The organism is Segatella cerevisiae (genome assembly GCF_024054555.1).
In the GTDB taxonomy this organism is placed as follows: domain Bacteria; phylum Bacteroidota; class Bacteroidia; order Bacteroidales; family Bacteroidaceae; genus Prevotella; species Prevotella cerevisiae.
Window position 1 is genome coordinate 76,472 of the sequence record NZ_JAMXLY010000004.1, and the last position, 23,671, is coordinate 100,142.

21 protein-coding genes are annotated in these 23,671 nt (G+C 46.0%); 8 read left to right on the forward strand and 13 right to left on the reverse strand.

Going from position 1 to position 23,671, the window contains the following annotated elements:
* Window positions 1-1,290, reverse strand: a complete 1,290-nt coding sequence (gene hisD / locus NG821_RS02005; protein WP_252759987.1) for a histidinol dehydrogenase — start codon at window positions 1,288-1,290, stop codon at window positions 1-3.
* Window positions 1,291-1,295: 5 nt separating this feature from the next.
* The gene (gene hisG / locus NG821_RS02010) at window positions 1,296-2,147 is read right to left on the reverse strand and encodes an ATP phosphoribosyltransferase (protein WP_252759988.1); all 852 of its coding nucleotides are present in this window, start codon (window positions 2,145-2,147) and stop codon (window positions 1,296-1,298) included.
* An 88-nt stretch (window positions 2,148-2,235) separates the two neighbouring features.
* Between hisG and NG821_RS02015 the strand changes: the two genes are divergently transcribed.
* Window positions 2,236-3,435: an MltF family protein gene (locus NG821_RS02015; RefSeq protein ID WP_252759989.1), complete on the forward strand. Its 1,200-nt coding sequence runs from the start codon at window positions 2,236-2,238 to the stop codon at window positions 3,433-3,435.
* A gap of 156 nt (window positions 3,436-3,591) precedes the next feature.
* Here the strand turns inward: NG821_RS02015 and NG821_RS02020 are convergent, their stop codons facing one another.
* Genes NG821_RS02020 through NG821_RS02045 form a run of 6 tightly spaced genes read right to left on the reverse strand, consistent with a single transcriptional unit; the run spans window position 3,592 to window position 10,406 of the window.
* Window positions 3,592-4,374 carry a hypothetical protein gene (locus NG821_RS02020; RefSeq protein WP_252759990.1) on the reverse strand — a complete coding sequence of 261 codons (783 nt, stop codon included), beginning with the start codon at window positions 4,372-4,374 and terminating at the stop codon, window positions 3,592-3,594.
* Window positions 4,280-6,472, reverse strand: a complete 2,193-nt coding sequence (locus tag NG821_RS02025; RefSeq protein WP_252759991.1) for a YgiQ family radical SAM protein — start codon at window positions 6,470-6,472, stop codon at window positions 4,280-4,282. The genes NG821_RS02020 and NG821_RS02025 overlap by 95 nt, the downstream gene beginning before the upstream one ends.
* A gap of 17 nt (window positions 6,473-6,489) precedes the next feature.
* Window positions 6,490-6,822: a hypothetical protein gene (locus tag NG821_RS02030; protein WP_252759992.1), complete on the reverse strand. Its 333-nt coding sequence runs from the start codon at window positions 6,820-6,822 to the stop codon at window positions 6,490-6,492.
* A 23-nt stretch (window positions 6,823-6,845) separates the two neighbouring features.
* On the reverse strand, window positions 6,846-9,503 hold the full coding sequence (locus NG821_RS02035) for a golvesin C-terminal-like domain-containing protein (protein WP_252759993.1): 2,658 nt from the start codon (window positions 9,501-9,503) through the stop codon (window positions 6,846-6,848).
* Between the two features lie 59 nt (window positions 9,504-9,562).
* The gene (locus NG821_RS02040) at window positions 9,563-10,117 is read right to left on the reverse strand and encodes a 1-acyl-sn-glycerol-3-phosphate acyltransferase (protein ID WP_252759994.1); all 555 of its coding nucleotides are present in this window, start codon (window positions 10,115-10,117) and stop codon (window positions 9,563-9,565) included.
* A 10-nt stretch (window positions 10,118-10,127) separates the two neighbouring features.
* Entirely contained in the window at window positions 10,128-10,406 is a 279-nt protein-coding gene (locus tag NG821_RS02045; RefSeq protein ID WP_252759995.1) for a hypothetical protein, read from the reverse strand.
* Window positions 10,407-10,601: 195 nt separating this feature from the next.
* On the opposite strand from NG821_RS02045, the gene NG821_RS02050 reads away from it, so the two are divergent.
* Together NG821_RS02050 and NG821_RS02055 are read left to right on the forward strand one after the other, a co-directional pair.
* The gene (locus NG821_RS02050) at window positions 10,602-12,242 is read left to right on the forward strand and encodes a diphosphate--fructose-6-phosphate 1-phosphotransferase (RefSeq protein ID WP_252759996.1); all 1,641 of its coding nucleotides are present in this window, start codon (window positions 10,602-10,604) and stop codon (window positions 12,240-12,242) included.
* A 122-nt stretch (window positions 12,243-12,364) separates the two neighbouring features.
* Complete coding sequence (locus NG821_RS02055) at window positions 12,365-13,321, forward strand: glycoside hydrolase family 25 protein (protein ID WP_252759997.1); 957 nt, start codon at window positions 12,365-12,367, stop codon at window positions 13,319-13,321.
* A gap of 213 nt (window positions 13,322-13,534) precedes the next feature.
* Here NG821_RS02055 and prmA read toward each other — a convergent pair whose 3' ends face one another.
* On the reverse strand, window positions 13,535-14,410 hold the full coding sequence (gene prmA / locus NG821_RS02060) for a 50S ribosomal protein L11 methyltransferase (protein ID WP_252759998.1): 876 nt from the start codon (window positions 14,408-14,410) through the stop codon (window positions 13,535-13,537).
* A 142-nt stretch (window positions 14,411-14,552) separates the two neighbouring features.
* Between prmA and NG821_RS02065 the strand changes: the two genes are divergently transcribed.
* The 3 genes from NG821_RS02065 to NG821_RS02075 all read left to right on the forward strand — a co-directional run bounded on the left by NG821_RS02065 (window position 14,553) and on the right by NG821_RS02075 (window position 18,934).
* Window positions 14,553-15,515 carry a hypothetical protein gene (locus NG821_RS02065; protein WP_252759999.1) on the forward strand — a complete coding sequence of 321 codons (963 nt, stop codon included), beginning with the start codon at window positions 14,553-14,555 and terminating at the stop codon, window positions 15,513-15,515.
* A 31-nt stretch (window positions 15,516-15,546) separates the two neighbouring features.
* Window positions 15,547-17,127 (forward strand): OmpP1/FadL family transporter, encoded by a 1,581-nt coding sequence (locus tag NG821_RS02070; RefSeq protein ID WP_252760000.1) that lies wholly within the window; start codon window positions 15,547-15,549, stop codon window positions 17,125-17,127.
* Window positions 17,128-17,449: 322 nt separating this feature from the next.
* Window positions 17,450-18,934 (forward strand): glycoside hydrolase family 10 protein, encoded by a 1,485-nt coding sequence (locus NG821_RS02075; RefSeq protein ID WP_252760001.1) that lies wholly within the window; start codon window positions 17,450-17,452, stop codon window positions 18,932-18,934.
* Window positions 18,935-19,007: 73 nt separating this feature from the next.
* Here the strand turns inward: NG821_RS02075 and NG821_RS02080 are convergent, their stop codons facing one another.
* A complete protein-coding gene (locus NG821_RS02080; protein ID WP_252760002.1) occupies window positions 19,008-19,448 on the reverse strand; it encodes a hypothetical protein in 441 nt (146 codons plus the stop codon).
* 257 nt (window positions 19,449-19,705) lie between these two features.
* Here NG821_RS02080 and NG821_RS02085 point away from each other — a divergent pair, with 257 nt between their 5' ends.
* Window positions 19,706-20,488 (forward strand): 4Fe-4S binding protein, encoded by a 783-nt coding sequence (locus NG821_RS02085; protein WP_252760003.1) that lies wholly within the window; start codon window positions 19,706-19,708, stop codon window positions 20,486-20,488.
* A gap of 103 nt (window positions 20,489-20,591) precedes the next feature.
* On the forward strand, window positions 20,592-21,629 hold the full coding sequence (gene galE, locus NG821_RS02090) for a UDP-glucose 4-epimerase GalE (protein ID WP_252760004.1): 1,038 nt from the start codon (window positions 20,592-20,594) through the stop codon (window positions 21,627-21,629).
* Window positions 21,630-21,768: 139 nt separating this feature from the next.
* Here galE and NG821_RS02095 read toward each other — a convergent pair whose 3' ends face one another.
* From NG821_RS02095 to NG821_RS02105, 3 genes are all read right to left on the reverse strand, one after another.
* The gene (locus NG821_RS02095) at window positions 21,769-22,275 is read right to left on the reverse strand and encodes a hypothetical protein (RefSeq protein ID WP_252760005.1); all 507 of its coding nucleotides are present in this window, start codon (window positions 22,273-22,275) and stop codon (window positions 21,769-21,771) included.
* A 117-nt stretch (window positions 22,276-22,392) separates the two neighbouring features.
* A complete protein-coding gene (gene ruvC, locus NG821_RS02100; protein WP_252760006.1) occupies window positions 22,393-23,001 on the reverse strand; it encodes a crossover junction endodeoxyribonuclease RuvC in 609 nt (202 codons plus the stop codon).
* Window positions 22,998-23,642 carry an MBL fold metallo-hydrolase gene (locus NG821_RS02105; protein ID WP_252760007.1) on the reverse strand — a complete coding sequence of 215 codons (645 nt, stop codon included), beginning with the start codon at window positions 23,640-23,642 and terminating at the stop codon, window positions 22,998-23,000. The genes ruvC and NG821_RS02105 overlap by 4 nt, the downstream gene beginning before the upstream one ends.
* Between the last annotated feature and the right edge of the window lie 29 nt (window positions 23,643-23,671).

The following is a 23,671-nucleotide window of genomic DNA, read 5'->3' on the forward strand; positions in this document are numbered from 1 at the left end:
TTATTTACGTTTAATGGACTTGAGTCTCAGTCTCATCGCGTTGGCATGGGCTTCGAGTTGTTCATTTTCTGCCATGCACACCACTGCGTTGCCAATATTTTCAATACCCTGTTGATCCAAGTATTGGAAAGTGATCTTGCGGTTATAACTGTCCAAATTGACGCCGTTGTAAGCTAAGGCGTAGCGATGGGTAGGGAGGGTATGATTGGTTCCGCTGGCATAATCTCCCGCACTTTCGCAGGCGTAGGAGCCCAGGAATACCGAACCGGCATTGACTACCTTTTGTGCGAGACTTTCGTAGTCCTTTACGGCTAATATGAGGTGCTCCGGTGCATAGTAATTACTGAGGTCAATTGCCTCGTCAAGGTCTTTGACCAGAATGAAATTGGAATTGTCAAGCGCCTGGGCAGCGATGGCTTTTCTGGGAAGACGGTCCAACTGTACCACAATCTCTTTACGGATATCTTCCAACATCCTTTCAGAGTTTGTGATGAGCATGACCTGTGAATCGATGCCATGTTCGGCTTGTGACAGGAGGTCGGCAGCGACAAAGATAGGATTGCTGTATTGGTCTGCAATGACACAAACTTCACTGGGACCTGCAGGCATATCGATGGCTACATCATGAAGGCTGACCTGTTGCTTGGCGGCCATGACATATTGGTTGCCTGGCCCGAAAAGTTTATAGATCTTAGGGATGCTTTCGGTACCGTAGGCCATTGCACCGATGGCCTGAACACCACCCGCTTTGAATACGCGGCTTACACCTGCAATCTGTGCAGCAGCCAGGATGGCTGGATTGACTTTTCCCGTTTTATCAGGCGGGGTGCAGAGAATGATTTCCTTACAACCGGCTATCACGGCTGGTGTAGCCAGCATGAGGACAGTCGAAAAAAGGGGCGCCGTACCCCCTGGAATATAAAGTCCTACCTTTTCGATCGGAACACTCTTCTGCCAACAAGTGACCCCTTTGGCGGTTTCTATTTTCTTGCCTGTGAATTTCTGGGCTTCGTGGAATTTCGCAATGTTATGATGTGCCAGTTGCAGGGATTCGAGCAAAGTCTTGGAGCAGGCATTCCATGCCTCTTTCTTCTCGGCTTCCGTCACCTCCAATTGGTCGAGGTCGGCATGGTCGAATTTCTTCTCGTAGTTCTTGACGGCCTCGTCACCATTTTCCCGGATATCCTTCAAGATACACTCTACCGTAGCGTTCAATTTAGAGACATCCAAATGCGGGCGTTTGACGATTTCATCCCACGTGTTACGAACTGGAAACTTAATTATTTTCATTGTGCTTAAAGTATCATTTTTTCAATAGGAGTAACCAATATACCCTGTGCACCCAACTCTTTCAGTTTGCCGATGATTTCCCAAAACCTTTCTTCATCGAGCACTGTGTGTACAGAGCACCAACCCTCGTCGGCCAAAGGAATGATCGTCGGACTCTTGATTCCGGGCAGGACCTTGGTGATGGCGCTGACCTTTTCCTTCGGGCAATTCATCATCACATACTTTTTCCCTTGGGCAGACCTGACAGCCTCAAAGCGGAAGAGCATCTCATTCAGGATCTTGTGCTTTGACTCGTCCATATTCCAGTTGCCTATCAGGACAGCTTCACTCTTCATGACCTTTTCCACCTCTTTGAGATTGTTGCTCAACAGGGTAGAACCGGAACTGACAATGTCGAAGATGGCGTCGGTCAATCCGATACCCGGACTGATCTCCACAGAACCTGTGATCACGTGGATATCTGCGTTGATATTGTTTTTCTTCAGGAAGGAGCGGAGAATATTCGGATAGGATGTGGCGATTTTCTTGCCATTGAACCAATCCAGTCCCGAGTAAGGAATATCTTTGGGAATCGCCAGACTCAACCGGCATTTACTGAATCCCAATCGGGATATGATCTGGGCATTCTCGTTTCTTTCTACAAATTCATTTTCGCCAACTATACCGATATCAGCTACGCCATCAGCTACACTTTCAGGAATGTCATCATCCCTGAGATACAGTACTTCTAAAGGAAAATTGTTTGCTTGTACAAGAAGAATTCGCTTTGAGGCGGGAATTTTGATATCTGCTTCTTTGAGCAGGTTCATCGTGTCGTCATACAGACGGCCTTTTGATTGAACAGCTATTCGTAACATCTCTTATTTTCTGATAAAGTTCATGCAAAAGTACTTTTTTTTGTCCATATTTGCAACATTATTTGTACTTTTGTACTGAATTAGCGTAATGAAACCATATTTATTGATCATAATTCCATTATTGTTATTGGCTGCTTGCTCTTCCAGGCAGGCTCCGGAGGTCACGCCTTGGGGGACTGTTGTCGGGGATAACAAAACGGCTGCGGATTCTGTTCAGAGGAGATTCTCTCTGGATGATATCATGAATAATGGCGAGTTGATCATGCTGACTCTCACGGGTCCGGAAACATATTATGATTACCGCGGTAACGGCATGGGACTTCAATATCTGTTGTGTGATAAATTTGCCCAAAACATAGGGGTCTCTCTGCGGGTGGAAGTTTGCAAGGATACAATGGATCTGGTCAACCAACTCCAGAAAGGCAACGGAGATCTGATTGCCTTTCCATTATCCAAGAGTTTGTCTAAGAAAATCAAAGATAATCTGCTTTATTGCGGGGTCAGCATGGACTCTTCCAAACTGCAATGGGCGGTCAATAAAGACAACAAGGAATTGGCAGACTCTCTGAATCACTGGTTTCGTCCTCAAATGATTGCAGAGACGAGGCGCGAGGAGGACTTCCTGCTCAGTACGCGGAGTGTCGTCCGCCATGTCTATTCGCCTATGCTCAATCCTTCAGCCGGCATTATATCCAGATATGACAATCTCTTCCAGATGTTTGCGCCTATGGCAAGGATGGATTGGCGCCTGATGGCTGCACAATGTTATCAGGAAAGTTGCTTTGATCCGAACGCCCATTCCTGGGCAGGGGCAGAGGGACTGATGCAGATCATGCCTTCGACGGCTTCTCATTTGGGACTGGATCTGGGCGAATTGCATAACCCTGAATCGAATGTGGCAGCCGCCGCCAAATATATGGCAGAACTTGGAGGGCGGTTCAGTGATATACCTGATCCCGGTCAGCGGTGCTATTATGTCCTCGCAAGTTATAATGGGGGGTATCAACATATCAGGGATGCGATGAGCTTGGCTTCGAAGTTTGGCCGTAATCCCTATAATTGGGGAGATGTGTCAGAATTTGTTCTGAATCTGAGCACGCCTCAATTCTATAATGATCCCGTAGTCAAATATGGTTATATGCGAGGGGCTGAAACGGTAGATTATGTGAACAGAATCCGAAGCCGTTGGTCAGAATACCGGGGCGTTGCTCATGGCGGTGGATTTAGCCCGGGGCATTTTGAAAATAATACGCCTCATCGCTCCAGGCACCGGAACCGTTTCCGCTAAAAAGCTGGAAGCGGAGACCTTTCACTTATGTCTTGTGAGTTGAATGTGGCTTATTAGAATAGGTAGGTTGAGAGGTTTCAGTGGTTATTCTGAAACGGCTACTTACTTGATGATAACGATATGGATTGCTTTTGAACTCTCGGTCTTGATGTCCTTTCACACTTGAAAACGGATATAAGAACGATCATCAAAACTTTTATATCCGGTTTTCAATCCTTTGGTTGCGAGGAATGAGGAGATATTCTGAGGGTCTTTCTCTAATTGTGTTGCCAAGAGATGCTCACTTTCCTGAAAAGTATCCCTGAGAAACGGGTATCCGTCACTGGCCAGGACAATCTCCGAACCTGCTGCTCGAGGGCAGGGAATCACTTTTATGCCTTTCTGAAAAATCGGAAAACCGTCAATGACGGCATAGGTCTTGTTCTGTCCCTCTTTCATGGCTTGAATCAGATCAGGGATGATCGCTTTCCTTGCATCGTCGGGTGATACCCCTTGTTGTATCAGTGTCTTGCGCTTCAAAGCGATTCTCTCTTCGTAGGGCTTTCCATTCTCCCAGAGTTTTCCGTTGACGATCCCCTGGCAGTCTCCGACCATCCATATCTCATTCCGATAGTGGCTGTAGACAATGGCGCTGGCAGTCATCCGGTCTTCAGGGTGAGAGGCCAGATGGGTGAGGAGTTGTGCCGGGTAATGCTGACGTACACATTCGGTTACGCCCTGACAGAATTCTGTCAGGGTCGTTTCGGGTTTGAGTTGACGGATGAATCCCGAGATGATGAGCATGCAGTATCTGCCGTTCTTCATCTCCCGGGAAATCCTCATGGGCGTCTTACTGGTACTGCCGTCAACGATGCTTATAAATTGGTCTGTGACGACTATCCCGTCTTCGCATGTCTCCTGGCTTTCCTTGCCGATTATCTTGCTTTCTATAATGGTCATTGTTTTCCTTTGTCCTATTTGAAGTTTGGTATGAAGATTCTCTTTCTTCTGTTCCTGTTGCCGGGGAAGCGTATTTGAACGGCACGCGTCGTGGGTTTTTGCCTTTTTTCCACGTCTCCTCTTGAACCCCATATTTCGGGTTTTGTCTGAAGGAATCATGGGACCGCTCTTTATTTTTCGGCCGTTCTTTCTTCCACTCAAATCCACCCCCTATCGGGCGATCGTCGAATTTGACATGGGGATTTGGCTTGGATCTGTTTCTCGAGAACCGTTCTCCACGGGGATAGAGCCTGTCGATGAGATCGGGGCGTCCGATACGTCTCAGTTCGTGTTCAATATTCCGCCGCTCTTCAGGTAAGTACCAAAAGAAAAACTGCCTTTGGGCTTTTTTCTCATTAGCCGTTTTAGCCGAATATACCGGTTCGAGGGTATAGGGATCATAACCTGTGTACCACATCTCTGTCGCTATGGTCATAGGGGTCGGCGTAAAGTCCTGGACCTGTTCCAAATGGAAATTGAGGTCCTTGGTGATAACGGCCAACTCTGCCATGTCTGCCTCGTGGCAACCGGGATGGGAACTGATGAAATAGGGGATGAGTTGCTCTTTGAGTCCTTCTTCCTTGTTGATCTGGTCAAAGATGCGCTTGAAATCATAGAACTCGTCGAAAGGGGGCTTGCGCATCAGCTTCAAGACTTGTGGAGAGGTGTGCTCCGGAGCAATCTTCAGTCTGCCACTGACATGTTTGGTGATCAACTCACGCGTATATTGTCGAGTTGACTCATTGATTTTTTCTTCCTTGCTCTGGTGGAGCAACAGGTCGTATCGTATACCGCTGCTGATGAAACTCTTTTTGACTTCCGGCAAGGCATCGACGGTATGGTAGATATCCAGGAGTTGGGTATGATCCGTGTTCAGGTTGGGACAGACCTCAGGGTTGATGCATGAAGGACGCTTGCAATGCTCGCAGGCTTTTTCGTTTTTTCCATGCATGCCGTACATGTTGGCTGAAGGACCGCCCAGGTCTGAGATATAACCTTTGAACCCCGGCATGTGTACGACTTGCCGGACTTCATTCATGATGCTTTTCTTGCTTCTGCAAACGACAAATTTGCCCTGATGCGCAGAGATCGTGCAAAAGGCACAACCTCCGAAACAACCTTGATGGATATTGACGGAAAACTTGATCATCTCGTATGCAGGAATGACTTTTCCCCGATATTTGGGATGAGGCTGCCGAGTATAGGGCAGGTCAAAATTCTCGTCGAGTTCTGCTGTCGTCAGTGTGGGATAGGGTGGGTTGACGACGACAAAAAGTCCGTCAACACCCTGAAGCAACCTGTGAGCATGTTTCATATTGGCTGCTTCCTCTATATACTTGTAATTCTCGGCTTCTGCCTTTTTGGAGTGCAGACATTCCTCATGAGAATGGAGGACGATGTCCTCATCTGTAATCCCCCCTTCAATATTTTCTTTTTGGGCCAGATAAACCGTCTGTGGGATATCGTGTATGGTGCTTATCGGTTTTCCGTCATCCAGTTGATGGCAGAGTTCTATGATCGATTTCGTGCCCATACCATAGAGAATGAGGTCTGCCCCGGAGTCACAGAGAATGCATTTTCTCAGTCTGTCCTGCCAGTAGTCATAGTGCGTCAGTCGACGCATGCTCGCCTCGATGCCGCCCAGTACGACAGGTACATCGGGGAAGAGTTGCTTGAGGATCTTGGTATAGACGACAGTGGGGTATTCGGGTCTGCAGTCGTGTCGGCCGTCAGGACTGTATTCATCTTGTGAGCGTAATCGTTTCCCCGCTGTATACTTGTTTACCATGGAATCCATGACCCCCGGTGATATGGCAAAGCACAGTCTCGGCCGTCCCAGTTTTTTGAAGTCCCGATAGTCTCCGTGCCAGTCTGGCTGTGGAACGATAGCCACTTTATAACCGGCAGCTTCCAGACTACGGCCTATTACAGCCTGTCCGAATGAAGGATGGTCGACGTAGGCATCCCCTGAGAAGATGATGACATCCAATTCGTCCCATCCTCTTAATTCACATTCCTTCTTTGTTGTGGGAAGGAAATCAGTCAATTGATAACTCAACTTTCTTTCCTTTTCCTTTAATCTGTTACGTCCAGAGGATCTTCGCTGGTATTCTGCTGTTTGGCAGACCAGTCTCTGTACAAATCGACAAGTTTCTGAAGTCCGAAAGCCTTCATATTACTGTTGTAGATGAGATCCAGGCAAAGGTCCAGGAGATTCTTGTCCTTGCCGGCTTCTGATTCGAGCAGGGAGCGAAGGTTGTATTTCAACTTGTCCAATACGTCTTCATTGACGATGCCGTTACTGTCTACAAGGTTCTGTAGAAGTTGATATTTCTTAATGGTCCTCAGATGAACGTCGCTTACTTCAATACTGCGTGTTCCTGAAGGATTAGCTTGAATTTTATACATAGTGATATACTTAAAAATTAGTGTTATTTCGATTGTTTTGCCGGCATATTCTCAGTTACGCTAGCTTTTATTACCGGTTTCAGATAGTTCAGGATACCCTGCATGATCTGGTTGCGGTCTTTGGCATTTTTGATGCACTCAAAAGGAAAGCCCATGGTGAAACACCGGTAGTCATTTCCATGGTAGGCGACAGCGGCAGAGTTTCCGTCACTGTATTGCATGGCGCAGATGGCGCCGCCTGCAGGGGATATGATATCCGGGTGTGTAGCGGCATAATGTTTTGGGTTCAGCAGATGCCAGAAGGCAAAGTTCATGCCCAGTCCCGTCACTGTTTCCTGAATGTCCGCTGCGCTGTCCGGTTGATAAGTCAGTTTCAGATTGTCCTGCAACCAAGTTTTTTCATCCTCTCCTGTCATGTCTGAACCGACATAGGATCCGCTGACCAGAAGGCTTCCGCCGTGTTGGAGGTAACTGTGCAGGATCGGCCTGAGCGAATAGGGGAAGGTCTTGTAAAACTCAGGGGTATAACCGTCAAATTTCTCAAGTCCCAGGATGAGGTCGACGATGGGATAGTTTCCGATATTTACTTTCCCACTGGTGACTGCCTGTTCCGAACAACTCTCCACTTGATAGTTGCCGGCTGCGGCAATGGCTTCAGTATGGCTGGCAGGATAATCGAAATCGTTGCCGGCTACGAAATGACCGACCATTTCATCTCCTCCATAGCCGAGTCCTCCGGGACCTTCTTTGCCGATTTGGTTACGGTCAAAGCAGGTCTGTAGTCCATTCCATCCTGCCGTCATCCCATAGCTGACTCCCGGATCTGCCGTCATGTCAAAACCTTGGAGGGAATCGTTGTCGACAACTTGTGGGGAGGCCAATCTATGGAATCCGTTGACGATGAGGATCGTGCCCTCTGAATTCGGACGATAGAGGGCAGAGAGGGTTTCTGAAGGGAAACTTTCTCCTCCGGCATTGCAGGCTGTGACTTTAAAGCGATAAGGGGTATTGGGGAGTAACTGGATCTCGCAGGCGTTGGTCTGAATGATCGTCCCGTTGTCGAATCCTTCTTCCCCTTTGGCGACATAGATGATGTAAGAAGTTGGTGCAGCCGACGGTTCTTGTGGGTCTGTCTGACCGTCCCATGAGAGTCTGGCTTTGCCTTTCTGTTCTAAGGTTACTGAAAAGTTATCCGGTTGTAATGGTTCTACGACATAGTCTTGACCGTGATTGCTGCTGATGAAACGGAGGATCGTCTTATAGATCGACCGTGCAAGGGTGAATTTGAACATCGGGTCCTGTGCAAGTTTGACATCAGGGAAATTCTGATGGGAGAGAGTTTCCAAGATAGCTGAAGGGATTTCAGGCAGTCTGGTCTCGGAATAGTTGCGGTCCCACAGATAGCGTTTACTCCATTTTCCGTATTTTTTAGTGATGTCTGTGGTCACATTCTCGAGCAACGCTCTCGCAAGATCTTTGGAAGTTTGTCGCGAAATGCCTGAACTCAGCACTCCGTCATTGAAATCGGTCGTGCAGACAGCCAAACTCCCCACCAGATCTTTCCCATTGGGTGCGAAGCCTGCGTCACTGTGGACGGCAAGCGACAACTCCAGCGGTACGTTCTTCCCTTCAAGAGTCGGCATATAGACACTTCCGCCACCCAGCCAATTCGTCATCATTGACCTGGTGTTGATATCGTCAGCATAATCATCAGTTCCTTTCCGGGAACTGTAAACCGAGTAAGGCGCACCGCTCCATTGTGCTGAATAGCGTGCTCCTTCGAGACAGCGTGGGATGCCGGAGACCTTTCCTCCCCGTGCAATGTTGCCCATGCCTCCCCCGAATCGGACTGCATCTGCCGTCACGATTCCTTTCTGGGAAGACTGGTTCGTGACGACGACACGATTGGCGAGTGAGCAGCCTTGGGAGAAATCGAAACTTCCCAAATAGACCCATGTTCCTCCGCCCATCTTCTGATTGACTGTGAATTCAGTTGCCTGTCCTTGATGGTAAACGGTATAATGGGCGTCTTTTACACTTTTAGGGAGAGTTTGGTAACTGACATAGACTGCATATTTGCCAGTTTCAGGGATCTCCGGCTGATAGTCTATCTCACTGATACGTTTTTTCTTGGTTGCTTTGATCTGGCGCAGCGTACCTTTCTTGAAAGGGTTGTCACCATCCTGAAGCGTTTCACCGTGATAGGCGAAACCGACGGAGTCGCATCTTTTCCAATCCTTCCCGGTGTTGACTTCCTTATAATAGGGGAGTTTGATGGAATCATCATTGTCTACGATGACTTCGTGGATCTGCCAGTCCCTCTCCCGAGGCGAGAACACTGTAGCTCCCGCATTTTCCAACATAGGGATGAGAAAAGGAATGACGATCGTCTGTGTGAACATGTCCTCCGTCGTACAGAAGAGGTTAGGACGTTGCCACACCCATCTGCTTCTGTTGTTGTCGAAGTATCTTCCGTGTGATGCCCAGATGGAAATATGGCGGTCAAGGAGTCCCTTAGTGACGAGGTTGGGACGTGAAGCGTTGAACACCCATGGATCATCGTCATAGTTGATCTTTCCCCATGCACGGGTATTTCCGTCTTGGTATTGCCCGAAGGTAGTGAGGGTCATGGCCAATAGGCCGAGTGTAAGAATAGCCTTTCTCAAAGATACTTTTTTCACTGTTTATGATAATAAAAAAGACCCGTTCGGTGAATGAGATGATTCAGGGACGCATCTAGTTATAATTTTCCTATCGTGAACTTCTCAGGTTTCTTGCCTTTGAAGTCCCGGAAATAGAGTTTGATGCGTCTCATGTCGGCATCAATGTCTCCGGAAGGATATACTGTTTCCGTACATTGTATGAGTTTGTGCTGGTAGTCACAGCCATACAACAAGATAGGGAGGTGGGCTTCCGAGGCAATATAATAGAACCCCTTCTTCCAGTCGGGGTTCAGACTCCTTGTGCCCTCGGGGGTAATACAGAGGACAAAATGCGGCTCATTCAAAGCCAACTTTGCCAGAGAATCTGTCATATGTGTATGCTTTTCGCGGTGCACCGGGATTCCGCCCAAACTTCGGAAGAGGATACCTAAAGGCCAGAAGAACCATTCCTTTTTCATCAGGAAATGTGCTTTGATGCCTTCTGCATGGGCATATAATTGGCCGATTATCAGATCCCAGTTGCTGGTGTGCGGTGCCAGACAAAGTATATATTTTTCAGGATGAGTTTGATCAACGTTCTTCTTCCATCCAAGACGTTGATAGAGAAGCCATCTACAGACTTTTTGCAACATGATAAGATTGTTAATTTCCCAAGTTGGAAATCTGGTCAATGATCTCTGAGCTTTGCTTGTTGAAATCTTCAGTTAAATCCTGAAAATATTTTTTCGGTTTCATTCCCGGTTCCGGGTGAGAGATACGGCTGATAAAATTAGAATGTAGTGTCAGAATGGAGGTGAGCAAAGCTTCGACATCTTCCTTTTCCGTTTTCCGTCCGCCATAGAGATCTGCCGCGATACACTCGGCAAAAAGATCACTACAAATATAATTGATCTTGCGCTTTAAAAGACGTTTATTTTTCATTTCACGTTTTATATTAAATGATTGGTTTCTTCAATATGTCAGTTCAAAGATAAATAAATTTCGGCAAATGAGAAAACTTCTTTGTGAAAAAACTCATAAAACTCAGAAATTAATAATCATTCTTTCGTTTTATCAGAGAAAAGTCCTAAATTTGCATAAGATTTGAGATTTCAACGATTACTAAATTAATAAACGATGGAAAAAAGTGTATTACAGGTAGAAAGAGCTGCTTACCAGCCCAAACTGCCCAAAGCTCTTCAAGGTGACGTCACCGTCAAGGAAGGTGCTCCTACTCAGAGTGTTGCTGATAGGGAAGAGATCAAGAAATTGTTTCCGAATACTTATGGAATGCCCCTGGTAGAGTTTGTACCGGGTAAAGAGACCGGTGCATCCAGAAAAATGAATGTTGGCGTGATCCTTTCCGGCGGTCAGGCTCCTGGTGGGCATAATGTAATTTGTGGAATTTTCGATGAACTTAAAAAACTCGATCCTTCAAACCGCCTTTACGGTTTTCTGATGGGACCCGGTGGCTTGGTAGACCACAAATATATTGAGATTACAGAAGACCTGCTCAAGGACTATAGAAATACCGGTGGATTCGACATGATCGGATCAGGACGTACAAAACTCGAGAAGGTGGACCAGTTTGAGAAGGGTCTTCAGATTATCCATAAACTGGATATCAGTGCCGTCGTCATTATCGGCGGTGATGACTCGAATACCAATGCTGCTGTCCTCGCTGAGTATTACAAGGCTAAAGGTTATGGCGTGCAGGTGATCGGATGCCCGAAGACCATCGACGGGGATTTGAAAAATGACCAGATCGAAACCTCTTTCGGTTTTGACACTGCCACAAAGACCTATAGTGAAGTGATCGGCAATATCGAAAGGGATTGCAACTCCGCACGTAAATACTGGCATTTCATTAAACTGATGGGCCGTTCTGCCTCTCACATCGCTTTGGAATGTGCCTTGCAGACCCAACCGAATATCTGTCTGATCTCTGAGGAGATCCAGAAGAACGACCTGACTTTGAATCAGATCGTAGAGAATATTGCCAAGGTCGTTGCTAAGCGTGCCGAACAAGGAAACAATTTCGGTGTAGTCCTCATTCCTGAAGGCTTGATCGAATTTATCCCCGCTATCGGACGATTGATCAGTGAATTGAATGATCTGTTGGCTGCTCATGGTGCCGATTATAAAGATCTGGATAAGAAAGCACAAAGAGATTATGTTCTGGCTCATCTCTCCAAAGAGAATGCCGAGACTTTCTCTACCCTTCCTGAAGGTGTAGCCCGCCAGTTGTCACTGGATCGCGATCCTCATGGAAACGTTCAGGTTTCCCTGATTGAAACTGAAAAATTGCTGTCTGAAATGGTTGGTGACCTGCTTGCAAAATGGAAGAAAGAGGGCAAGTATAACGGTAAGTTTGCCGCTCAGCATCATTTCTTCGGATACGAAGGCCGCTGTGCCGCTCCTTCCAATTTTGACGCTGATTACTGCTATTCTCTGGGAACCAGTGCCGCACAATTGATTGCCAATGGAAAGACAGGATATATGGCCATTGTGAAGAACCTGACAGCCGGTCCTGAAAATTGGAAAGCAGGAGGTGTGCCTATCACGATGATGATGAATATGGAGAAACGTAACGGTGAGATGAAGCCTGTCATTCGCAAGGCTTTGGTCGACCTGAATGACAAACCGTTCAAGACTTTCGCTGCTCATCGTGACGAGTGGGCTAAGGAAACGGCATACGTTTATCCCGGTCCTATCCAGTATTGGGGACCTGCATCAGTCTGCGATCGCACAACCAAGACATTGGAACTCGAACATTAATAAGTTAGATATTTCCAGAGCCACAGAGTAAACGGCTTCCGCAAGTTTTTTTGACGGAAGACGAGAGAAGAAGACGTTGACACCTTTGATCTCTCCGTTTCTTCTGTGGCTTTTTTATGATAATGGTGAAAGGAAATCCTATACAGCACAAGAAAGTTTCTTCTCATTCTGTCAACCGGAGTGGGACAAAGACCAGGAAGAAGAGAACGACGACGGGAAGCCGCCGGAAGTATACTCGTCATATCCATCATGCCTCATTCTTTTCTCCTTATAATTTCCTGCATATCCCTTTCATCAGGAAGAACAAGATTGCTTGGCTGATAGGAGCAATAGGCATTATGATCCTCTATATCTGGGCTTTCTATCATTTTTTTGTGGGCCCTACCGGCTTTCGATGGAGGGCACTTTACAGCGATGCCGACTATCCTCAGGGATATGAGATAGAAGGGATAGACATCTCCCATTATCAAGGGGATATCGATTGGGAAGAGTTGCGCAACGCAATGATCAACGGTTGTCCTGTGCGTTTTATCATTGTCAAGTCTACCGAGGGCTCTTCACAAATAGACAGTAAGTTTTACAGCAATTTCCATAATGCGCGCGAATACGGTTTTATTCGTGGAGCCTATCATTATTGGAGCATCAAGAGCAGTGCCCGGCAACAGGCTTACTATTTTCTGGAAAAGGTCAAACTCACGGAGGGTGATCTCCCGCCTGTCCTGGACGTGGAGCATAAACCGTCCCAACAGTCTACGGAGGATTTTCAGAGAGATGTCCTGACCTGGCTGCACATCGTAGAAGACCGGTATCATGTGAAACCGATCATCTATACCTATTATAAATTCAAGGACCGTTATCTCAATGCGCCGGTATTCGACGACTACCCTTATTGGATAGCCCATTACTATGTGAAAAAAGTGGAATACAAAGGCAATTGGAAGTTCTGGCAGCATACGGATGCCGGCAAACTCTCCGGAATTAAAGGATACATTGATTTCAATATCTACAACGGCTCATACTATGATCTTCGAAAACTGACGATCGGTTCGCAGCAGGATGTGTTCGATGATAATGATTGAAAGTGAGTTCTCCTGAAGAGAACTCTTTGTTGCTGAATATCTTACTGGTGTGTCGGTTAGAATTTGTCAGGTTCTTCAGAATATTCCACAGTTGGCTTGACAAATCCCACACCTGTGTTGACAATCCCCTGGTTGTCTTGACAAGAATTTCGTTGAGGTGACGTTGATACTTTCTCAAATGAAGAACTGTGTAGAAGAACCTGCATGGTTCGATCATTCAAGATAGCGGAACGTCTGACAAGCCCATTCCCCGTCATTCTTTGTCTTTTCAGGTTTTAAGCCTAATTGCTCTGCCTTTTCAGTGAGGGCAGAGAGATCACTGAGATAAAAACCACTTATAATCAGATAACCTTGAGGCTTCAAGACTGTTTTGAATACGGGCATATCTTCCAAGATGATATTACGGTGGATATTAGCGAGAATGACATCGAATTTGACATTGATATTTTGAAGGACACCGGCATCTCCATGTAATACGTGCAAGTTCTTAATACCGTTGAGTTCTGCATTGTGTCTGGCATTCCTGACACTCCAGTCGTCAATGTCATAGCCTACAACTTCTTCAGCGCCCATCTTGAGAGCGGCAATGCCCAGAATACCTGTCCCGCAGCCGCAATCCAAAATCCGCTTCCCTTTGAGGTCCATTTGCAATAATGTTGAAAGCATCATTCGAGTAGTGGCATGCGTTCCTGTTCCGAAAGCCTGGACCGCATCTATTCCTATTTCGATATGATCGGATGATTGTCCCGGGTGAAGGGTCTCTCGATGCTTGGCGTCGTAGATGAGCAAAGTGTCGTCGACAGTTATGGGAGCGAAACCTTTTTCTTCCCAGTTTTTGTTCCAGTCTTTATCTTCCACGGTGTCCGTTTGATAACTGATATTCATGCCTTTGACAGGCAGACTTCGGATTGCCTGGATCATCTCAGTTTCATCGAAATTCCGGTCCTGGATATATCCGTCAATTCCCTCAGGCGTATTGATGAAAGATTCGAACCCGGTACGGGCGACACTGTCGGCGAGAAGGTCCCTAGTCATCTGGAAAAGGGCTTTTTCCCCCTTGACATAAAAGTGAGTTACTAAATATTTCATATCAATGTTAAATTCTTCTTGCAAATATATAAAAAATAGGGAAAAGCCTACTTCTGTTTAGGGTTTTTCTGTACTTTTGTAGCAGATGAAAATCTATCTTTGCGTTGAGAAAAAAGAAATAATTCATAAAATAGGAGTAAATATGAAAAGGATAGTTCTTATAGCTCTTCTCGCAGGCTTGATGCCTATGTCCATGATGGCTCAGGACGACCTTTACTTTTCTCCTTCACAGGAGAAGAAGGCTGAAAAAGCTGCTCGTCCTCAGAACTCTAATCCCAATGCCAATAACTATTGGATAGGGTCCAAAAGAAGTTCAGACGAATATAATCACTATGGACATTATGGGAGTAGTTACCAGAATTTGGGTAGAGACTCCCTGGGAAATGATGTTGTGATGTTTGACAAGGGTATGCACCCGGATACAACCTATATCGATACTGCTTTTGCCAATGAATATGGCATGAATGATGAGGATTACCGTTACGCACGCTCCATGAGTCGTTGGGACGGTTATTATGATCCTTGGCTGTACGATGAATATGGCTGGGGACCTTATTTTTGGCGTGCTCCATATTGGGCTTGGGATGACCCTTGGTACGGTGGTTACTATTGGGGTGATCCTTGGTTCTATGGAAGTTACTGGGGTAATCCCTGGTTCTATGGCTATGGCTGGGGAGGTTATAATCCTTGGTACTATGGCTATTGGGGTGGTCCCTGGTATGGCTATGGCTGGGGCTGGGGAGGCCCGGCTTATGTCTATGACAATCGGGACTACGGTCATATGGGCGGTTTAACAGGTAATCGTAACTGGAGTCGTGCAGACGATAGAAACAACTATCGCGGTAGCAATGACCGTTCAGGAAACAATTCGAATTACCGGACTTATACGACCGGACGTACGAATAATTTCGGAGGACGGACTTATAACTACAACAACAATACTTCTAACCGGAGCTTCGGCACGAGCAGGAGTACGTCTTCTCCAAGTTTTGGTAATAATAGCTTTGGAGGTCGTTCAGGCGGCAGTTTCAGTGGCGGAGGCTTTGGCGGAGGCCACTCAGGCGGCAGCTTTGGCGGAGGCCATTTCGGTAGTGGTAGAAGATAAATGAATATCTTATTTTTGTAAATCATCAGAAATGAAAACAAAATACATTTTAGCAGCATTGGTACTGGGAGCGGTACCTGCTGCTGCTCAAGAGACTTATCAGGATGCTAAATTGATGGAGACCGATCTCAATGGGACTGCCCGCTATATTGGTATGGGTGGTGCTATGGAAGCTTTGGGAGCAGATCTTTCCACAATGTCTTCCAACCCTGCAGGTATCGGTTTGTTTCGGAAAAGTGCTGTGAATATCACAGGCGGTCTGGGCATCCAATCTGATGCCAAGACCAGTTTCAGTGCCAATGGCATTGACGATTTCCACTTCAAAGGGCATTCGACGATTCCAAGTTTTGATCAGGCTGGCTTTGTCTGGTCATCGAGGGCAGGAAGAAATTCATATTTGAATTTTGGTTTTAACTACCATAAGAGTCGTAATTTTGATCAGATCCTCAGTGCAACGAATACGTTGTCTAATGCGTCTCAGAATAAACTGACCGCCATGAAGAATCGTGCTCTGCCCAAAGATGCAGAATGGGCTTGGAATGGTGTGGATAATAATTATAGTCAGGTGATGAATTCGACTACTGATGCTAATGGCAACAAAGATTATGACTATTTGAATGGTACCGCCTATGCTTTCGGGCAGTATAGCCACGGCTATATCGGCGAGTATGATTTCAATATCAGTGGCAATATCAATGACCGTGTATTCCTGGGATTTACTTTCGGAATCCATGATGTCCACTATAACAGTCAGAGTTATTATACAGAGAATCTGGAGCAGAATTCTTTCTCAGAGAATTGGGAGCATCTGCGGATTACCGGTACAGGCTATGATGCTAAGTTCGGTGCAATCTTCCGTCCTGTCGAGAGTTCTCCATTCCGTATCGGTGTATATGTCAATACCCCGGTTTTCTATGACCTGACTCTCAATGGTTCGAATGACCTGACGATGACTGGTCCTGATGACAAGGGAAAGATGGTGAGCGCAAGCCCGTCAGATCCTTCTTATGCCGATTATGATTTCAAGATCTATACCCCTTGGAAGTTCGGTGTTTCTCTGGGAGAGACTGTAGGCAACTATTTAGCCTTGGGTGCCACTTATGAGTATGCTGATTACGGCAGTATCGACAACCGTGTCAATGACGGTAGTTATACTGACTGGTATGGTGACTACTATGATGATTCTCACAGTGACGGCAAGATGAATGACAATACGGAAGATGTATTGAAAGGTGTCAGCACCATCAAACTTGGTCTTGAGTACAAACCTATTCAGGAGGTAGCTTTCCGTATCGGTTATAACTATCTGTCTCCGATGTTCGATAAGGATGGTATACGTGACGGTTCTTTGGAATCTCCGGGTGTAGCAACTGCTATGTCCACTGATTATACCAACTGGAAGAGTACGAACAGATTTACCTTTGGTGTCGGTTATGAGTTGAAACAATTTACATTGGACTTAGCTTACCAGTACAGTCAGACGAACGGTGATTTCTATCCGTTCATGAGTTATACTGATGATACGGACAAAGCCAATGATAACATTGCTACAGGTACTAAAGTGAGCAACAAGCGTCATCAACTGGCACTTACAATAGGTTACCGGTTCTGAAAAGATTGATTATTAAGTAAAAGAAACCTGAAGTGTCAGAAAGAATCTTTTACAATTGATTATATTGTTTCCCGATGTTGACGATTATGCCAACATCGGGATTTTGTTTGTCCGCCTCTCTTTTCCAGCAGCACACATTTGCTTATCCGATGGTTGGGAATCGATGACTTTTGCATGCTCTTTTCCTAATCCGAAAAGGCTATTCTTTTCTTTGGGGAAGGTGGCATTTTGAGAGAAAGTCCCAGAGGTCTTACATATATCTTTGGTTTAAATTGTATGGGCGGAGATTTTTTCCTACCTTTGTGTCAATAAAATGAACAACATGAAAAAAGTAGTCTTTTTATTTTTATTATGTCTTGCCAGTTTGTCGCTGTTCTCTCAAAACAAAAGAGAATTCAGAGGGGCATGGATACAGTGCGTGAATGGTCAGTTTATCGGGATGTCCACCTCAGAGATGCAGCGGACGCTCGCTTCTCAGTTGGATTCCCTGAAACGGGATGGGGTCAATGCCATATTCTTTCAGGTTCGACCGGAATGCGATGCCCTCTACAATTCGAAGATAGAGCCTTGGAGCAAGTTTTTGACCGGAAGACAGGGACAGGCACCGTCTCCTTACTGGGACCCGTTACAATGGATGATCGAACAATGCCATCAGAGAGGGATGGAACTCCATGCCTGGATCAACCCCTTCAGGGCAAAGATCAAGACAACAAATGAGTTGTCCAATAACCATATTGTCATCAAGCGTCCGGACCTGGTCTTCAGTTATGACGGTCAATTTATTTTGAATCCGGGTTTACCGGAAGTGCGGACTTACATTTGCAAGGTCGTCGATGACATCATCAGCCGTTATGATGTTGACGGTATACATATCGATGATTATTTCTATCCCTATCCGGCAGCAGGTCAGACCATTCCAGACCAAGACCTTTTCAGGAGCAATCCGCATGGCTTTACCAATATCGGAGACTGGCGTAGGGATAATGTCAATCTGTTCATCAAACAACTCTCTGCCACCATTCATCAGCGGAAACCATGGCTGAAGTTTGGCGTCAGTCCTTTTGGAATCTACCGGAACCAGAAAACCAGCGCTAACGGTTCTGCCACTAACGGTCTGCAGGACTATGATGATCTCTATGCCGATGTGCTGCTCTGGATCAACAACGGTTGGGTAGATTACAGTGTCCCCCAACTCTATTGGGCGATCGGAAATCCTGTGGCAGACTATTCCACACTGATCAAATGGTGGAATAGGAATGCAGGTAATCGTCCGCTTTATATAGGAGAGAATGTACTTGGGACTGTTCAGGCAGCAGATCCTCAGAATCCGGCTTCTCATCAGATGCCAGCCAAGTTCAGGTTGCATGCGCAGAATCAGAATGTAAAGGGGACAGTTCTATGGTATGCCAAAGCAGTTGTAGACAATCCCGGAAATTACGGTCATGCGCTTCGGGATTATTATTGGAAATATCCTGCATTACCGCCAAGTATGCCTTTCTTGGATGACAAAGCACCTAAGCACCCTAAGAAAGTCAAGATGACCTGGACGGATAAAGGACCTTTCCTGACTTGGAAAACGCCTAAAGGGAAAAAGTGGGGAGATGTGGTCACCCGATATGTCATTTATCGATTTGAGAAAGGAGAGAAGGTCGACCTGACAGACCCTTCAAAGATCAAGGCAATCACATACGCCACGACTTATCCTTTGCCTTACGTTGACGGCAAATCCAAAGTGACCTATGTCGTGACAGGTTTGGATCGCGTGGGTAATGAGAGTAAAGGTGCCAAGAAGAAAATCAAATTGTAAGGCAGCCTTAACAGCGCAAGCGGCGTATCAAATCACATTGATACGCCGCTTGCAGTCAGGGGATGATCCGGATTTATTCTTTCATCAGATCCTTGAAGAAATGGTCAAGGTCTTTGTCGAGGCCCGGCATGAGATCACCTCCTATGATGACCGTATCATCATCCGCTACATATAATTCCGCCACATTCTCCTTGTCCTCATTCTCCAGCACAAAACTGTAGGGCTTCAAGATTCCGAGTTTGTCAATGACCGGAGTGCATTTCTTTAATTCGCCCCGGAACAGACCGGCGATTTCAGCATAGAAATTTTCATCGTTGTTGTCTATCCATTGCTCGACAACACAACGCGTAATCTCGTTTTCATCATCATCAAAAGCCCGAAGATCACCACTCTCCTGACAAACTCTTATATGGATATCCGTCATGAGAGAAGTTTCATCAGAAACCGGAAACTTCTGGACAATTTTATTAATAAAACGTTGTATTTGCTGAATCGTTTGTTCCGTTGCTTTCATCTTATATAAATTGGTAAATCTATACAAAGATAACGGATTTTCATGGAAGAAACAATGATTGACTAACTTTTTTTCTAAAAAACAGTTTTTAGTTGTCCTTTCGTGAATTTTGAGTTATCTTTGTATGACGAACTAATGACTGGGAATGATTTCATTCCTGATGAATGCTCTTTGTGAAGAGTTTTGGAGGTGCGGCTATCGCTTTGCCGGACTCGTTCATCAGAATTTTCATTTCCATAAAATCTTTCGTTGAGAAGATGGATAATCGAATAAAGAAAGTCAGGGAATTACTACCGGGAGCCAATTGCGGCAGTTGCGGACATACGAACTGTTTGATTATGGCCGAGGCGTTGGTCAGTAGTGCAAAGAAGGGGACAATCAAAGGTTTGTACTGTCCTATAGGTGGCGATCAGGTCATGAACAGGATCACGGCATTTCTGGGATTGCCCGTTGCAAAGAGAGAGCCACCCCTTGCCATTGTCCGTTGCAATGGAACCTGTGAGCATCGTCCTCGTGTGCCGGTGTTTGAGGATCTGCCGACTTGCAAGGCAATGGATGGGTCAGGTAGGGGAGATATAGGTTGCAGTTACGGTTGTCTGGGCAAGGGCGACTGTGAGTCTGCCTGCCGTTTCAATGCCATCCATGTCAATCCCGAGACAGGATTGTCGGAAGTCAATGAATCTCTTTGCGTCGGATGCGGAGCCTGCGTTAGAGTTTGTCCGAGACATATTATTGTCCTCAGAAAGAGAGGACCGGGTGGAAAGCGTATCTATGTCAGATGTGTCAACAAGGATCCCGACAATCTTGCCTTAGCAGTATGTGCAGTTGCTTGTACAGGTTGCGGCAGTTGTCAGGAGGCCTGCCGCTTTGACGCGATTACGATAGAGGATCATCTGAGTGTCATTGATCCTGATAAATGCCGGTTATGTACGCAGTGCGTGTCGCAATGCCCTACAAGCGCAATTGCAATGGTCAACTTCTCGGGCCTTCAGGACAGGACGGAAAAGAGAGAAGAGGCACAGACTGAAGGAAAACGGTGAGAGTCAAAGAACAACTTTTATTTTTTAATGTTTTTATTGACAAAATGATTGGGGCTGAAATAAATTGTGTATCTTTGTATATTCAACTAATGCTATCAAAGAGATGAAACAGACAATTTTGGTCACTGGCGGTACGGGTTTTATAGGTTCCCATACTACCGTAGAGTTGCAGGAAGCTGGCTATAAGGTGGTTATCATAGACAACCTCTCCAATTCTAAAATGGAAGTACTTGACGGGATAGAAAAGATCACGGGCGTTCGCCCTGCTTTTGAACAGGTGGATCTCCGGGATAAGGAGGCAACAGAAGGTGTTTTCAAGAAATATCCTGATATTTCCGGTATTATTCACTTTGCCGCTTCAAAGGCTGTAGGCGAGAGTGTACAGAAACCGTTGCTGTACTATCGCAATAATATCGTGTCTCTTATCAACATCCTGGAACTGATGCCCAAATACCATGTCCATGGTATCATCTTCTCTTCCAGTTGTACCGTCTACGGACAACCCAAGCCAGAGAACCTGCCCGTGACCGAAGACGCTCCTCATCAAAAGGCGACGTCTCCTTATGGGAATACAAAGGAGATCAATGAACAGATTATCTATGACTACATCCATAGCGGTGCCCCGATCAAGAGTATTATCTTAAGGTACTTCAATCCGATCGGCGCCCATCCTTCAGCTCTGATAGGGGAACTCCCTAATGGCGTGCCGGCCAACTTGATTCCTTATGTGACTCAGACAGCCATGGGTATCCGGAAAGAACTGACGATCTTCGGAAAAGACTATGATACGCCTGACGGTACTTGCATCCGTGACTACATCTATGTGGTCGATCTGGCAAAGGCACATGTCGCTGCAATGGCCCGTGTTCTGGACAAGGAAACTGAGCCGATCGAATATTTCAATATCGGTACAGGGAAAGGTGTCTCTACCTTGACTATTTTGAAAACATTTGAGAAGGCTACCGGTATCAAACTGAATTGGAAGTTCGGACCTCGTCGTGAAGGTGATATCGAGGCAATTTGGGGAGATTGTACGAAAGCCAATAAGGTCTTGGGCTGGAAGGCTGATACTCCTCTGGAGGATGTGATGGCAAGTGCCTGGAAATGGCAGAAAAAATTGAGGGCAGACGGTGTCATGTGATACGTCTCCCTGACGAAGGACAAAACGCTCTGCAACAGATGATCCGTTGCAGAGTGTTTAAATAAAAAGAGGAGTACATTTGTGCTCCCCTTTATTCGTTTTCAGATATCTTGTCCTGTCTATTTCTCGGACCGGATCTTTAATATTTTGACCAGTCTACTTGTCTGACCTGTTCCAGCGCTTTGGTCCAGTCGCAGTTGAGGACAAACTGTAGAGGATAGTCATCACGGTTATAGTACGAATTATTCAGATCCTCATCTTCCTCGTCGAACAGCGGGTTGGCTTTCGTAGCATCTTTGAAGATCTTTTTCACCTCATCCTTGTTCTTGCTCTTGCATTCAGCCTCACGCTTCAAGTATAAGTCACAGAACATCTTCATAGCCAGACTTTGGTCGTTGAGCATCTTTATCTTCTTGTTGAAAAAAGCCATGTCTTTCGAGTTCGCCAGAATATCAGGTGTGACTTTACTTTTCATGTAGTTGAGTTCGTCAACTTTGAAAATGGCGATTTTCCGGTCATTGATATTCTGTGTCGTATCCTTTGCGATGGCAGAAGAGGTTTTCAGGATATCTTTCAGAACATCTTGGGCACTCGCCGGGACTGCTAATAGGAGCATAAGAGCTATGGCTAAAATTGGTCTTTTCATAAAATTCATTTTGTTAATATTGATTTAATACGTTTTGTAAGTTTTTTCCTTCTGTCTGCTGTCGTATCTCCATCTTTTTCATAAGACAGGAGTTGCAAACAAATATATATAAAACTCTTATTTTGCCAATCGATCTTGGTGTTTAGTGAGATATTCTTTCCAATTACTATAATGGCGTGCGCCCGTTTCAGGGGTGCTCATCTGCAGGAAATGGCAATACGCTGCCCCTAAGGCATCTGTGGCATCCATGAATTTCGGCATCTCCTCATCTTTGATATTCAGCAGATGCTGCAGCATACCTGCGACCTGCTCCTTGCTGGCGCGTCCCTGACCGGTAATCGCCATCTTGATTTTCAGCGGAGCATATTCCTGAATGGGGATACCGTAATGGATAGCCGCCGCAATAGCGACACCTTGCGCCCTTCCGAGTTTGAGCATGGACTGGACATTCTTTCCGAAGAAAGGTGCCTCAATAGCCATGACATCTGGGTGATATTCGTTGAGGACACCCGTGACCCTCTCCAAAATTTTACCCAATCGGGTATAAGGATTTCTCTCTTTTTTCATATTGATCACCCCCATGACGATGAGGTGTGCATGATTGCCGGAGATCGATATGACGCCATATCCCATGACATTGGTTCCCGGGTCGATACCTAAGATGGTTTTCTCCCCCGATCGAGTCGCAGTGAGTTTGAAGGGGTCCTTGTTCTGTTCAGCGTTCATCGATCCATGTAGGGATTTACGGCAACTTCATCGCCGATAGTCGTCTGGTCACCATGTCCAGGGAGGACAATCGTATCGTCCGGTAACTGGGCCAGTTTCCTCAGACTCTGGATGATGAGGAACATTGAACCGCCGGCAAAATCAGTCCTTCCAATAGAGTGCTTGAAGAGAGTATCCCCCGTAAAGGCGACATGCTCAGAAGCACAATAGAAAGTGACGGACCCCTTGGAATGACCGGGCGTCTCGATGATTGAAAACTCATGATTCCCGAATTTGATGATTTCGTCTTGCTCGAAGAAATGATCGATAGGGGGGAAGTCATAGTCCAGATTGAGTTGATAGAACTTGCTCGCCTGTTTCTTCAGGGTCTGCATCAGATGTGCATCTCCTTCAGCCACTTCCGGTTTGAGACCGAAAAACTTGAAGATGGTATTGTTCCCGAAATTATGGTCCAGATGACCATGAGTGACGATGAGGTGCTTGGGCTCTAATTTGTTGTCCTTGATATATTTTACAACTGCCTGACGCTCTTCTTCATAGTAGGCGCCACAGTCGACAATGATACACTCCTTGGTCTCATCGCTTACGACGTAGCAGTTCTCTTGGAGCATATTGCATTGAAATCTTTGTATATTCATCATAGTTGTCTTTCCTTACATCCCCGCCCAGA